The organism is Pseudomonas violetae (assembly GCF_023072615.1).
GTDB lineage: Bacteria > Pseudomonadota > Gammaproteobacteria > Pseudomonadales > Pseudomonadaceae > Aquipseudomonas > Aquipseudomonas violetae.
Map to the genome: position 1 here is coordinate 1 of NZ_JAKNRW010000047.1, position 13,397 is coordinate 13,397.

Here is a 13,397-nt window from a genome sequence, read left to right on the forward strand (position 1 = left end):
GGTGCCATCGGCCGCGACCCCGGCCGCGACTGCTACGTCTGCGATCAACAAAATCGAAGTGCCCCAGATCAGCCCGACCGGTTCCGGCTCCCTGTACAACGGCGACTGGCTGACCGCGCAAACCGAGGCGCCGGCCAGCGGTCGCCTGCAGGTCTATGGCCGGGCCATGGCGCAGATCCCGCTGGCACCGCCAAAGAAAGCTTTCAGCTCCGCCGACGAATTCGTCAACGCCATGCTGCCCATGGCCAAGGAAGCCGCCGACCGCATCGGCGTCGATCCGCGTTACCTGGTGGCCCAGGCCGCCCTCGAAACCGGCTGGGGCAAATCGGTCATGCGCGCCCAGGATGGCAGCAGCAGCCACAACCTGTTCGGTATCAAGGCCAGCAGCAACTGGAAGGGAGATTCGGCCCGGGCGATCACCAGCGAATTCAGAAACGGCGAGATGGTCAAGGAGACGGCGCAGTTCCGATCCTACGACTCTTACAAGGACAGCTTCCACGACCTCGTGACGCTGCTGCAATCCAATAATCGCTATCAAGATGTCGTGAAGTCTGCCGATAACCCCGAACAATTTGTACGCGAGTTGCAGAAGGCCGGCTACGCAACCGACCCGAACTACGCAAGCAAGATTTCGCAAATAGCCAGGCAGATGACGAGTTATCAGAACTACGCTGCGGCGGGCGTTTCCACTACGCCTTTATAGGCACAAGGTATAAGGTCTGAACCATGAGTTTGCTCAATATCGGGATGTCGGGTCTCAACGCCAGTCAGGTGTCGTTGGCGACTGTCGGCAATAACATTGCCAACGCCAACACCGCCGGCTATTCACGCCAGCAGACCATTCAGACCAGCAATGCCTCGAACCTCAATGGCGGGGTGTTCATCGGCAGCGGCACGACCCTGGCGGATGTGCGTCGGGTGTATAACGCCTATCTCGATCAGCAGCTGCAAACCAGCACTTCGCTGAGTAGCGATGCCAACTCTTACCTTGAGCAGGTGAACCCGCTCGACAAGCTGTTCTCGGACAAGACCACCGGGATCAGCGCGGTGTTGAGCAGCTTCTTCGCCTCGGTGCAAACCTCGGCCGCCACGCCGAGCGATACGGCTTCGCGGCAGTTGCTGCTGACCAATGCGCAAACCCTGAGCAATCGTTTCAACGCGCTGTCGTCACAGATGCAGCAGCAGAACGAAGGCATCAACAGCCAGCTGACCACCATGACCGAAAAGGTCAACCAGCTGACGTCCTCCATTGCCTCGCTCAACCAACAGATTTCCCAGGCCGGCAACTCGACTGGCAGCGGCCCGAACAACTTGCTCGATGCGCGTAACGAAGCAGTGCGCACGCTCAATGAACTGGTCGGCGTGACCGTCCAGGAACAGAACGGCAGCTACAACGTATCCCTTGGCACAGGCCAGTCGCTGGTGCTGGGCAACACCTCCAACACCCTGACGACCGCCCGCACCGGTATCGACAAGAATCAGCTGAATATCCAGGTCAACTCGCCGTCTTCGGTGAGCGATGTGACCTCGGTCATCAGCGGTGGCAAGATTGGCGGATTGCTGCGCTACCGCGAAGACGTGCTGGTGCCGGCGATGAACGACTTGGGGCGCACCGCCATTGTGGTGGCCGACAAGATCAACCGCCAGTTGGGCCAAGGCCTCGACGCCAATGGCGAGTTCGGCGCTTCGCTGTTCTCCAGTATTAACAGCGCTACGGCGATCAGCCAGCGTAGCCTGGCGGCCTCGAGCAACAGCGCAGGTTCGGGCAATCTCGACGTCACCATCACCAACTCGAGTGCGTTGACCGCCTTCGATTACGAAGTGACGTTCACCGCTGCGGACAAATACACGGTCAAACGCTCCGACGGCAAGAGCATGGGCAGTTTCGATCTGAACCCGGCGGCCGAGATCGATGGTTTCAAGCTCAATCTCAACGGCGCTGGCCTGAGTGCGGGCGATACCTTCAAGGTGATCCCGACCCGCACCGGTGCCAGCACTATCACCACGCAGATGACCGATTCGAACAAGCTCGCCTTTGCCGGCGCCCTGGTAGCGACCAGCAATACCGGCAACGGCGGCACTGGTGCCTTGACCGCGCCCGCGCTGACCGTGCCGATGGATATCTACGCCGGCGCCGACCTGGCCGACCTGCAGGCCGGGATCAAGAATTCCATGCCGGTGACCCTGACCTTCAAGGACGCTGTCGGCGGCAGCCAGGGCTATGAAGTGTTCAACGCCAAAGGCCAGAGCATTGGCACCGGCACCATCGTGCCGGGGCAGGGCAACGACCTGACGATCAACGTGCCGATGCTCGACGCGACGGGCGCGGCGATCCCTGGCAAATCGTTTTCCTTCAACACCACGGTCAGCGGCTCGCCGTCGAAGAACGACAAGTACGAAGTCGCCTTCAACGTCGACGGCAAGAAAGACAATCGCAACGCCAACGAATTGTTGGGCCTGCAAACCAAGGCCACGGTCGGCATCAGCGGCGGCAACGCCGGTATGAGCATGACCACCGCCTACAGCCGCCTGGTGGAACAGGTCGGCGCCAAGGCCAGTCAGGCCCTGGGCGACAGCACCGCCAGTGGAGCAATCCTGGCCCGGGCCAAGTCCGAAGTCGCCTCCGTGTCCCAGGTCAACCTGGACGACGAGGCGGCTGACCTGGTCAAGTTCCAGCAGTACTACACCGCGTCGTCGCAGATTATCAAGGCCGCGCAAGAAACGTTCAGCACGCTGATCAACAGTCTTTAAGGGAGTCTTCGACGATGCGAATTTCTACAGCTCAGTACTTTGAGACGAGTGCAGCCAAGTACCAGAATAACTTCTCCTCGATTGTGAAGACTCAGGAGCAGATCACTTCGGGTGTGCGTATTCAGAGTGCGGGTGATGATCCTGTTGGGGCTGCGCAGTTGTTGATGTTGCAACAGCAGAAAGACATGCTCGGTCAGTACAGCGCGAATATGAGCAGTATCAAGAACTCTCTGACCAACGAAGAGAGCGTGCTGGACAGCATCAACACAGCCATGCAGCGAGCACGTGAGTTGACCTTGAGCGCGGGTGACGGTGGCAAGAGCGATGCCGATCGCAAGTCCATTGGCGCCGAACTGGGCGAGATTGAGGCTAACGTCTTGAGCTTGCTCAACAGCAAGGATCCATCCGGCAATTACATGTTTGCCGGGTCCAAGACCAACACGCCGCCCTATGTACGCAATAACGACGGTACCTATTCCTACCAGGGCGACGACACCCAGTTGAGCCTGCAGGTCTCGGATACGCTATCGATCACGACCGGTGACACCGGTAAAAGCATCCTTGAGTCGGCGATCAACTCAGGGCGTACCCAAGCTGTCCTGGACCCGTCGAAGCCTAACGATGGCACCGTCTCGGTGTCCGCCGGACTGTTGACCTCGAACGCCGCCTACACCAAGAATTTCGCTGCTGGCGAACCTTATGAACTGAAGTTCATCGACAGTACGCACTACACCATTGCTGACAAGGACGGTAATGACATTACCTCCGAGGTTTCCGGTAATGGTGTTTTCGATTCGAAGAAGGAAGGCAGTGCGGCCATTAACTTGCGAGGGGTGCAATTCGACATCACCTTGCGTCTCAAGGCTCCGATCGATCCGGCAACAACGTTGCCGATGACTCCGGATGCCGAGGTGAAGGATCACGTCTTCAGCCTGGGCAGCAAGCCTGACAGCTTTAATGCTTCCCGCACGCCAAGCAACACTTCGACGGCGCAGGTTACCGGTTCGGGCGTTGCCGATCAGGCTGCCTACACCAATGGCTTTCCTAGCAGCGGCGTAGTGGTCAAGTTCACCGATGCCACCAACTACAAGCTCTATGCCCAGCCGATGACGGCGGACAGCAAGTCGATAGGTGGGGGCGTGCTTACGGCCGGCTCGATCACGGTTGCGGGTGTGAAGCTTGATTTCACCGGCAACCCAGAAGCAGATGACCAGTTCGTGGTGGGTGCCAGCGGTCACAAGACCCAGAGTGCGCTCGATACGCTGAGTCAGTTGCGCAAGGCTCTGGACACTCCATCGGACGGTGATGTCATGGCGCAGATCAAGCTCAAGGATGCGCTGAATTCAGCCATTGGTAACCTGTCCAACTCCAGCGAGCAGATCCTGAGTGTGCAGGGCGCGATCGGCGCACGTCTGAATTCAGTGGAAATCGCCACCACTGAAAACATCAGTATTGGCCTGTCCAATGCCAGCACCCAGGCCGCCATTGGCAACACTGACGTAGCGACCGCTTCGATTGACCTGGCTTTCCAGCAATCCTTGCTGCAAGCCTCGCAATTGGCTTTCGTGAAAATCGCCCAGTTGAGCCTGTTCAACAAGCTGTAACCCCTCCTTGATCGCCGGCACCCAAGGTGCCGGCGATGTCTGGTAGACGCATTTCTCGCCCTTCGCTTGATTTTTTTACCCTCCAGTCGGCGGTTGATCGCCTGTTTGTGACTGGATGTTTGGTATAAGCCACGCATAATGCGTGACCTGCGAGTCATAAAGCGCATCTTCACTGTATTGTGTAAAAAAGGATGGGCAGGGGGCTGACCCTTGTCGGGCGCGTTTTCCGGATTGGCGGAGCGCCTGCGCCGTATTTTTTCACTCGGCGAAGTCCAGTATTGTCAGTACCTCTCGGTCTTGCGAGCGGTGATCTCCAGCTATTTAGTATTGGGAAGCCACAATGATTGGCATAAAAAGCATTGCCAGCTACGTGCCAGCGAGTGGGCTGGATAACTATGCTCAGGGCGCGAAGTTCGAAAAGGATGAAGAATTCATTCTTGGAAAAATCGGCTCGGCGTTCCTGCCGCGCAAGGACGCTGCCCAGGAAACCTCCGACCTGTGTGTCGAGGCCGCCAACGCCTTGTTCGCCAACAACCCGCAGCTCGATCGTCAAGCCATCGACGTATTGATCGTCGTCACCCAGAACGGTGACGAAGAAGGGCTGCCGCACACTTCCGCGATCGTCCAGGACAAGCTCGGCCTGTCCACTAGCGTCGCAGCCTTCGACATCTCCCTTGGGTGCTCGGGTTATGTCTATGGCATCTACGCCATCAAGGGCTTCATGGAAGCCACCGGCCTGAAGAACGGCCTGCTGATCACCGCCGACCCTTATTCGAAGATCGTCGACCCGGAAGACCGCAACACCACCATGCTGTTCGGCGACGCCGCCACCGCCACCTGGATGGGTGAAGATGCGGCCTGGCAACTCGGCAAGGCCAAGTTCGGTACCGACGGCTCCGGTGCGCCGCACCTGAAAGTTACCGACGGCGTGTTCTATATGAACGGCCGGCAGGTGTTCAACTTTGCCCTGCTCAAGGTGCCGGCGCACCTGCACGAACTGCTCGACGAGTCGGGCCTGGTGTCGCAGGACATTGATGCGTTCTGCATCCACCAGGGCAGTGCCGCTATCGTCGATGCCGTGGCGCGGCGTTTCGAAGGCGAGCCGGAGAAGTTCATCAAGGACATGGTCGAGACCGGCAACACCGTGTCGTCGAGCATTCCGCTGCTGCTGGAAAAGCACATGTTCGACTCCAGCTGGAAGCGCGTGGCGATCAGTGGTTTCGGCGTAGGCCTGTCCTGGGGGTCGGCGATTATTCACCGTCCCTGACGCGCCAGTTAAATAACGCCAAAAAAACGCCCATGACCGCGAGGTCATGGGCGTTTTTGCATTCCGGGGCTCTGATCTAAGCCCTTGAAATTCAATGAGTGGCACGGTGCTAGTAAATAAAATCAAAAAAACGCTCAAGCAACCTGCTTTCACGACGATAACTATTACGAAGGTTCTCTAGGCCACACCCGGCGGTTGCCAGGGCCGGAAGCCGCAGTATCCAACCAACGAGGAATTCGTCATGGCTTTATCAGTAAACACCAACATTACATCGTTGACCGTTCAGCGGAACCTGAACAAAGCCGGCGATGCCCTGGGCACCTCGATGACCCGTCTGTCTTCCGGCCTGAAAATCAACAGCGCTAAAGACGATGCTGCCGGCATGCAAATCGCCAACCGTCTGACCTCCCAGGTTAAAGGCATGACCGTTGCGATCAACAACGCCAACAACGGTACTTCCATTGCCCAGACCGCTGAAGGCGCGATGCAGGAATCGACCAACATTCTGCAGCGTCTGCGTGAGCTGGCCCTGAACTCCGCGAACGGTGATAAAAGCGCCGCTGACCGTGATTCCCTGCAACAGGAATTCACCGCTAAAGTCGGCGAGCTGACCCGTATCGCTGCTACCACCACTTTCGGTGGTCGTAACCTGCTCGACGGTTCTTTCCAGAACGTTGGCTTCCAGATCGGTTCCGACGCCAACCAGACCATCGCGTTCGGCATGAGCGACATCAGCGCTACTGGCTTGAAGGGTACTTACAGCGAAGCTACTGTTGCTGGTTCGCTGACTTCCCTGTCTGCTTCGGTAACGGGTAACCCGGTTACTCTGCCAGGCGGCACTGCAGCTGTTCCTGCGACCACCACTGCTTACACCAACACTGGCGACATGACTGCCGCTCTGGGCGCCAACGAAACCGTTACTGTCAACGGTACCGCGGTCAACCTGCTGAGCGGTGACAACCTTGCCGCCGTGGTTTCGAAAATCAACACCGCAACCGGTTCGACCATTGCGAGCGCAAGCGGTACTGACCTGGTTCTGACTGGCGCAGCAGGCGGCCCGGCCAACACGGTTACCGGTGCTGGTACTCTGGGTACAGCGCTGGCCGCAACTACTGGCGGTGGTGCAGTTGTTCCTGCTGTTCCTGCAGTAGCAGGTAAGCTGGCTGCTGCCGCTGAAATCAACATCAACGGCACAAACGTTGCTTTCGCTGTCAACGATGACATGGCTGCCATCGCCGCCAAGATCAACACCGCTAACACTGGTGCAACTGCAACCGGCGTTGCAGCAACACTTTCCGCTGAAGGCCGCCTCGAGCTGACTTCCGCTGACGGCAAAGCAATCAAGCTGGGCAACGGTACTGGCGTAGCCGCCAACGGTGGTGCAGGTGCACTGGCCAAACTCGGCCTGACCGCTGGCAGCACTGAAGCAAAGCTGACCGCAGCTACTTCGGTGAGCCTGAACGGTACCGAAGTGAAGTTCACCGCAGGCTCGACCATGGCCGACATCGTGTCGTCCATCAACAGCGCCAGCACCGGCGTAACTGCCAGCGTCAACAAGACTGACAACTCCCTGAGCTTGTTCTCCACCAAGGACATCACCGTTGCTGACGGCAGCACCGGCACTGGCCTGGCCACTCTGGGTCTAACCACCGCCGCGGCCGCAACAACAGTAGCTGTAAAAATGGACACTACCGTTGCTAACCTGAGCGTTCTGACTTCTGCCAGCGCTCAGCAAACCATCCAGGCTCTGGACGGCGCGATTCAGCAGATCGACACCCAACGTTCGCAGCTGGGTGCTGTTCAAAACCGTTTCACCAGCACCGTTGCCAACCTGCAAAGCATCTCGGAAAACTCCACCGCAGCCCGTAGCCGCGTACAGGACGCCGACTTCGCTTCCGAAGCCGCCGAGCTGACCAAGCAACAAACCCTGCAACAGGCTTCCACCGCGATCCTGTCCCAGGCTAACCAGCTGCCATCCGCTGTACTGAAGCTGCTTCAGTAATATCGGTAGCGGTTAACTAACGGAAGGGCGCGTTTACGTGCCCTTTCGTTTTTTTCAGTTTTGAGGTGATGTCATGGATATGAGCATTAAGCTGAACGCGAATTACCCGGCTGGCGCGACACAAGCCGCCAACGCCTCTGTCACTCTGGCTCCGCCGGTGGCTGAGCAAGAGCCTGCCGCCAGTGAAGCTACAACGCGGGTGGCACTGGAAAAGGCCGTCACCGATATTCGCGAGTTCGTGCAATCGACTCAGCGAAACCTGGATTTTTCCATTGATGACTCTACCGGTATGGTAGTGGTCAAGGTGGTTGCTACGGATAGTGGCGAAGTTATTCGGCAGATTCCCTCGGAAACTGCTTTGAAGCTTGCGCAGAATTTGAGTGATGCCAGCAGCCTGCTGTTTGATACGAAGGCCTGAGCTGGCATGAAATGTGTTTCTGACTGCAGCCAAGGCGATGTGCGCCAATAAAGCGGCAGCCACAGGACAAGGAGATTACAGATGGCGAGTTCAACGATTACCGGCGTGGGGTCGGGCTACGATACTCAGGGTATTGTGAAAGCCTTGGTCGGTGCTGAAAAAGCACCCAAGCAGACGCAAATCACCAATCAGCAGAAAGACACCACGATTCAATTGTCGGCTGTGGGCACGGTGAAGGGCGCTCTGGACACCTACCGCACGGCACTCGCGAAACTGAACAATCTCTCCGCCTTCAATGGGCTCGCTGCATCTACATCAGAAGAGAAAAACGTCAAGGTCACCCTAGGCGACGGTGCTTCCAGCGGCAAGTATGTGGTTGTGGTGCAGGACCTCGCGACCTCGTCGAAGATTACCAGCAAAGTTTTTGCTGGCGGCGCGACGGGCGCTGCCAACCCGGGGAGTGAGGCTCAGACCTTGACCATCACCCAGTCCGGAAAAAGTTATGATGTGTCGATTCCAGGTGGTGCGAGCCTTAGCCAGGTGCGCGAGTCGATCAACACTCAGCTCTCGGCTCAGGGCATCAGTGCGAACGTCTTGAGCGATGCAAACGGTGCGCGCCTGGTGATCGGTTCCACGACCAGTGGCGTTGGTACCGACATTACCCTGAGTGGTGATTCGGATCTGGCTCAAGGTTATGACGCAGGTGTGGCAGCCAAGAACGCCAAGTACACCATCGACGGCGTAGCCATGGAGTCCACCTCTAACAAGGTGACCTCTGCCATTAGTGGTGTAAGCCTGGAACTGGTCGCCAGTGACAAGGACAAGCCGATCACGATCAGCGTGGACAGCAATGCTGCCACCCTGAAGACCTCGGTGCAGTCGTTCGTCTCGGCCTACAACGCACTGATGACCAGCATCAATACACAGACCAAGGTCACGGCTACCGGAGATTCCGCGACGACCACAGCGGGTGCGCTGACTGGTGACGCGTCGATGCGTCAATTGGTCGCGAGCCTGCGCAGTGAGCTGGTAAACAGCTCCGGCTCAAGTGCCATGAGCGGTCTTTCGCAGATGGGCATTACGACGGACCAGAAAACCGGCTTGCTGTCGCTGGATGACAAGTCCTGGGACAAGGCCGTGGTCAAGGGATCGGCTGATATCGCCAAGCTGTTCACCGGCGACAACGGTCTGATCACCCGCATGAACAAAGCGACCGATACCTATGTGGGCGCAACAGGTCTGCTTGCCTCGCGGGTGACCGACCTTAATACCAAATTGACGGACCTGACGACTCAGCAGTCGGACCTTGATCGCCGCATGGATAGTTTGCAGACGTCCCTGACCGCCAAGTACACGGCGATGGACAGCCTGATTGCCAAAATCAACGCCAGCAGTTCCAGCATCATGACCACGCTTAATTCGCTGAACAATCCGAAGTCGAATTGATGTGGAGCGGGCCTTGGCGCGCCCGGCAAAAAAAGCGTGTGAGCGGTCCGGATTTTTCGGCTCTGGATTAAAGTTTTATGCGACACAGTCGACAAATTGGATAGAACACATTTTTCGCCTGTGGCCGGTAACGAGGTAGCAACATGAACCCTATGAGAGCCCTTCGCCAATACCAGAAGGTCAATTCCCACGCTCAGATCTCCGAGGCCAGCCCGCATCGGTTGATCCAAATGCTGCTGGAAGGCAGCCTGGATCGACTGGCTCAAGCCAAGGGCGCATTGGCTCGCGGTGATATCGCGCAGAAGTGCGTCCTGATCACCAAGGCCATCGACATCATCACTGGCCTGCGTCAGGGCCTGGATGCGGAGAAGGCTGAAGACCCGGCTTCGATCGAGCAACTCGATAGCTTGTACGAGTACATGAACGCGCGCTTGGTTCAGGCCAATGTCAGCAATGACACGCAGATCATCGATGAAGTCATGCAGTTGTTGGTTACGGTAAAAAGCGGATGGGATGCCATCGCACACCAATAGGCCTACCAGCCGAGGAACAACGCCATGAGTCAAGCATTGCAACGGATTGAAAAAACCCGCGAAGCGCTCATCGATGCGCTGGCCGAGCGTGATTGGGGTGCGATTGGCGAGCTGGATACGGCGTGCCGGGAATGCGTCGACGAAGTGCTGAGCGAAGCACCGATCGACGAGGAAGCGCTGCGCACCAATCTGGAGAGCCTGCTGGCGGTGTACAAGGATTTATTGACGGCGACGATGGGCGAGCGGCAGTCTATAGTTGACGAGATGTCGCAGATCACCCAAGCGAAGAGTGCGGCAAAGGTTTACCATCTGTTTGGCTAATTAATCCCCGGTTAATCCTGACATCTGCGCCATATATTTGACTGTGCACGGTTTTTTGACTTAACTAGTGGCTGGTTACAGATTTCAGGCGTCTATAGGCCTAACAGGTCTGCAAGCGTCTAGCTTGCCCACTCATTTCGGGCACCGGGTCGACTAGGGAAGTTGCTATTGCATGTGGCGTGAAACCAAAATCCTGCTGATTGATGACGATAGTGTCCGCCGCCGCGACTTGGCGGTGATTCTGAATTTTCTCGGTGAAGAAAATTTGCCCTGCGGAAGCCATGACTGGCAGCAGGCTGTGGGCTCTCTGTCGACTAGTCGTGAAGTGATCTGCGTCCTTATCGGGACGGTCAATGCTCCTGGCGCACTGTTGGGCCTGCTTAAGACACTCTCGACCTGGGATGAGTTCCTTCCGGTTTTGTTAATGGGTGATAATTCTTCCAGCGACTTGCCTGAAGACCAGCGTCGACGCGTGCTTTCGACCCTGGAAATGCCGCCCAGCTACAGCAAATTGCTCGATTCGCTGCACCGTGCCCAGGTCTATCGCGAGATGTACGACCAGGCCCGCGAGCGCGGTCGGCATCGCGAACCCAATCTGTTCCGCAGCCTCGTCGGCACCAGCCGGGCGATCCAGCACGTGCGCCAGATGATGCAGCAGGTGGCCGACACCGACGCCAGCGTATTGATCCTCGGCGAGTCGGGCACCGGTAAGGAGGTGGTGGCGCGCAACCTGCACTATCACTCCAAGCGTCGCGACGCGCCGTTCGTGCCGGTCAACTGCGGGGCGATCCCGGCCGAGTTGCTGGAAAGCGAATTGTTCGGCCACGAGAAAGGCGCGTTCACCGGGGCGATCACCAGTCGTGCCGGGCGCTTTGAACTGGCCAATGGCGGCACGCTGTTCCTCGACGAAATCGGTGACATGCCGCTGCCGATGCAGGTCAAGCTGCTGCGCGTGTTGCAGGAGCGAACTTTCGAGCGCGTGGGCAGCAACAAGACCCAAAGCGTCGATGTGCGCATTATTGCCGCGACCCACAAGAATCTCGAAAGCATGATCGAGATCGGCACCTTCCGCGAAGACCTCTACTATCGCCTGAACGTGTTCCCGATCGAGATGGCGCCGCTGCGTGAGCGCGTCGAAGACATTCCGCTGCTGATGAACGAACTGATCTCGCGCATGGAACACGAGAAGCGCGGCTCGATCCGTTTCAACTCGGCGGCGATCATGTCGCTGTGTCGTCACGGCTGGCCGGGCAACGTACGCGAACTGGCCAACCTGGTGGAGCGCATGGCGATCATGCATCCGTACGGGGTGATTGGCGTGGTCGAGTTGCCGAAGAAATTCCGTTATGTCGACGACGAAGACGAGCAACTGGTCGACAGCCTGCGCAGCGATCTGGAAGAGCGGGTGGCCATCAACGGGCATACCCCGGACTTCTCTGCCAACGCCTTGCTGCCGCCGGAAGGCCTGGACCTCAAGGACTACCTCGGAGGCCTGGAGCAAGGGCTGATCCAACAGGCGCTGGACGATGCCAATGGCATCGTGGCCCGGGCTGCTGAGCGTCTGCGTATTCGTCGCACCACACTTGTAGAGAAGATGCGCAAGTACGGCATGAGCCGTCGTGACGGTGAAGAACAGGCAGATGATTGACGCCTGTTCTGCCCCTCCTGTAGGAGCGAGCTTGCTCCGGGCGGCGTTCCGACGATGGATTCAAAGGCGCGTTTAATCAGTAAGTAGGCGTTATCGTTAACGATTTTCGCGAGCAAGCTCGCTCCTACAGTAGGCGGTTTTTTTTAGGCACGGGTATTGCTACATCCCTCGCAACGTTCCGTTTAACTGACGGTCAGCCAAGCGAGAGTGCCCGATGCCCCAAGCCGCCCAGATGTCTCCTGTCCCTGACGCCTCGGGGCCACTGTCGTCCGTAGAGCAGGCCAACCGGCTGGGCCTTGAGCAGTCATTTGCGCTGTTCAGCCAGATGTCGAGCCAGCTAACTGACTCCTACAGCATGCTAGAGGCCCGGGTCACCGAGCTCAAGGGCGAGCTGGAAGTGGTCAGTGCTCAACGTATGCAGGAGCTGGCGGAAAAAGAGCGCCTGGCTAACCGCCTGCAAAACCTTCTTGATTTATTGCCTGGTGGCGTCATCGTCATCGATGCCCAAGGCATCGTGCGCGAAGCCAATCCTGCCGCCTGTGAATTGCTCGGCCTGCCCCTTGAAGGGGAGTTGTGGCGCCAAGTGATTGCACGCTGCTTTGCGCCGCGTGAAGACGACGGGCATGAGATTTCGCTGAAGGACGGTCGGCGTCTGTCGATCTCGACCCGCTCGCTGGATGCCGAGCCGGGCCAGTTGGTGCTGCTCAACGACTTGACCGAAACCCGTCATCTGCAGGACCAGTTGGCGCGGCATGAGCGCCTGTCGTCCCTGGGGCGGATGGTCGCATCCCTGGCGCATCAGATCCGCACGCCCTTGTCAGCCGCTTTGCTTTACGCCAGTCACCTGGCCGAGCAGGAGCTGCCAGTCGCCACTCAGCAGCGGTTCGCCGGTCGCCTGAAAGAGCGACTGCACGAGCTGGAGCACCAGGTGCGCGACATGTTGATTTTCGCCCGGGGCGAGTTGCCGCTGACCGATCGAGTCACCCCGAAAATGCTGATGCAGTCGTTGCAGGCGGCGGCCCAGGCGCATGTGCGGGATCTGCCGATTCGCTGGCAATGCGACAGCCATGCCGGCGAATTGCTGTGTAACCGCGACACCCTGGTGGGCGCGATTCTCAACCTGATCGAGAATGCCATCCAGGCCAGTGCCGCGGACGTGCGATTGAAGGTCCATCTCTATGCCCGGGGCAGCCATTTGCGGGTGGCGATCAGTGACAGCGGCAGCGGCATTGATCCTCACGTACTGGCGCGCCTGGGCGAACCTTTTTTTACCACCAAGGCCACCGGAACTGGCCTGGGCCTGACCGTGGTCAAGGCCGTCGCCCGGGCACATCAGGGGGAATTGCTGCTGCGCTCGCGACCGGGTCGCGGTACTTGCGCGCAGGTGATCCTGCCGCTGTTTTCCAA

General features: G+C 58.3%; 10 protein-coding genes and 1 pseudogene. All 11 read left to right on the plus strand.

Annotated elements, in window-relative coordinates; all coding sequences use genetic code 11:
* Positions 1-703, plus strand: a 703-nt coding sequence (gene flgJ / locus L9059_RS28030; protein WP_247294208.1) for a flagellar assembly peptidoglycan hydrolase FlgJ, incomplete at its 5' end; no start/stop codon positions are given.
* A 23-nt stretch (positions 704-726) separates the two neighbouring features.
* The gene (flgK, locus tag L9059_RS28035; RefSeq protein ID WP_247294209.1) at positions 727-2,751 is read left to right on the plus strand and encodes a flagellar hook-associated protein FlgK; all 2,025 of its coding nucleotides are present in this window, start codon (positions 727-729) and stop codon (positions 2,749-2,751) included.
* A gap of 14 nt (positions 2,752-2,765) precedes the next feature.
* The gene (locus L9059_RS28040; protein WP_247294211.1) at positions 2,766-4,355 is read left to right on the plus strand and encodes a flagellar hook-associated protein 3; all 1,590 of its coding nucleotides are present in this window, start codon (positions 2,766-2,768) and stop codon (positions 4,353-4,355) included.
* A 340-nt stretch (positions 4,356-4,695) separates the two neighbouring features.
* Complete coding sequence (locus tag L9059_RS28045; protein WP_247294213.1) at positions 4,696-5,622, plus strand: ketoacyl-ACP synthase III; 927 nt, start codon at positions 4,696-4,698, stop codon at positions 5,620-5,622.
* A gap of 241 nt (positions 5,623-5,863) precedes the next feature.
* Positions 5,864-7,624, plus strand: a complete 1,761-nt coding sequence (locus L9059_RS28050) for a flagellin N-terminal helical domain-containing protein (protein WP_247294214.1) — start codon at positions 5,864-5,866, stop codon at positions 7,622-7,624.
* Positions 7,625-7,697: 73 nt separating this feature from the next.
* Positions 7,698-8,042: a flagellar protein FlaG gene (locus L9059_RS28055; RefSeq protein ID WP_247294215.1), complete on the plus strand. Its 345-nt coding sequence runs from the start codon at positions 7,698-7,700 to the stop codon at positions 8,040-8,042.
* An 81-nt stretch (positions 8,043-8,123) separates the two neighbouring features.
* A complete protein-coding gene (fliD, locus tag L9059_RS28060) occupies positions 8,124-9,488 on the plus strand; it encodes a flagellar filament capping protein FliD (RefSeq protein ID WP_247294216.1) in 1,365 nt (454 codons plus the stop codon).
* A 143-nt stretch (positions 9,489-9,631) separates the two neighbouring features.
* Positions 9,632-10,021 carry a flagellar export chaperone FliS gene (gene fliS, locus L9059_RS28065; protein WP_247294218.1) on the plus strand — a complete coding sequence of 130 codons (390 nt, stop codon included), beginning with the start codon at positions 9,632-9,634 and terminating at the stop codon, positions 10,019-10,021.
* 24 nt (positions 10,022-10,045) lie between these two features.
* Entirely contained in the window at positions 10,046-10,342 is a 297-nt protein-coding gene (gene fliT / locus L9059_RS28070; RefSeq protein WP_247294220.1) for a flagellar protein FliT, read from the plus strand.
* Positions 10,343-10,514: 172 nt separating this feature from the next.
* Entirely contained in the window at positions 10,515-11,990 is a 1,476-nt protein-coding gene (locus tag L9059_RS28075; protein WP_247294221.1) for a sigma-54 dependent transcriptional regulator, read from the plus strand.
* Positions 11,991-12,222: 232 nt separating this feature from the next.
* Positions 12,223-13,389: pseudogene (locus tag L9059_RS28080) on the plus strand (sensor histidine kinase); the annotation flags it as partial.
* Positions 13,390-13,397: the final 8 nt, after the last annotated feature.

Excerpts from the sequence above, each read along its gene's own strand:
- flgK (WP_247294209.1), top strand. The coding sequence starts at position 727 with ATGAGTTTGCTCAATATCGGGATGTCGGGTCTCAACGCCAGTCAGGTG.
- L9059_RS28040 (WP_247294211.1), top strand. The coding sequence starts at position 2,766 with ATGCGAATTTCTACAGCTCAGTACTTTGAGACGAGTGCAGCCAAGTAC.
- L9059_RS28045 (WP_247294213.1), top strand. The coding sequence starts at position 4,696 with ATGATTGGCATAAAAAGCATTGCCAGCTACGTGCCAGCGAGTGGGCTG.
- L9059_RS28050 (WP_247294214.1), top strand. The coding sequence starts at position 5,864 with ATGGCTTTATCAGTAAACACCAACATTACATCGTTGACCGTTCAGCGG.
- L9059_RS28055 (WP_247294215.1), top strand. The coding sequence starts at position 7,698 with ATGGATATGAGCATTAAGCTGAACGCGAATTACCCGGCTGGCGCGACA.
- fliD (WP_247294216.1), top strand. The coding sequence starts at position 8,124 with ATGGCGAGTTCAACGATTACCGGCGTGGGGTCGGGCTACGATACTCAG.
- fliS (WP_247294218.1), top strand. The coding sequence starts at position 9,632 with ATGAACCCTATGAGAGCCCTTCGCCAATACCAGAAGGTCAATTCCCAC.
- fliT (WP_247294220.1), top strand. The coding sequence starts at position 10,046 with ATGAGTCAAGCATTGCAACGGATTGAAAAAACCCGCGAAGCGCTCATC.
- L9059_RS28075 (WP_247294221.1), top strand. The coding sequence starts at position 10,515 with ATGTGGCGTGAAACCAAAATCCTGCTGATTGATGACGATAGTGTCCGC.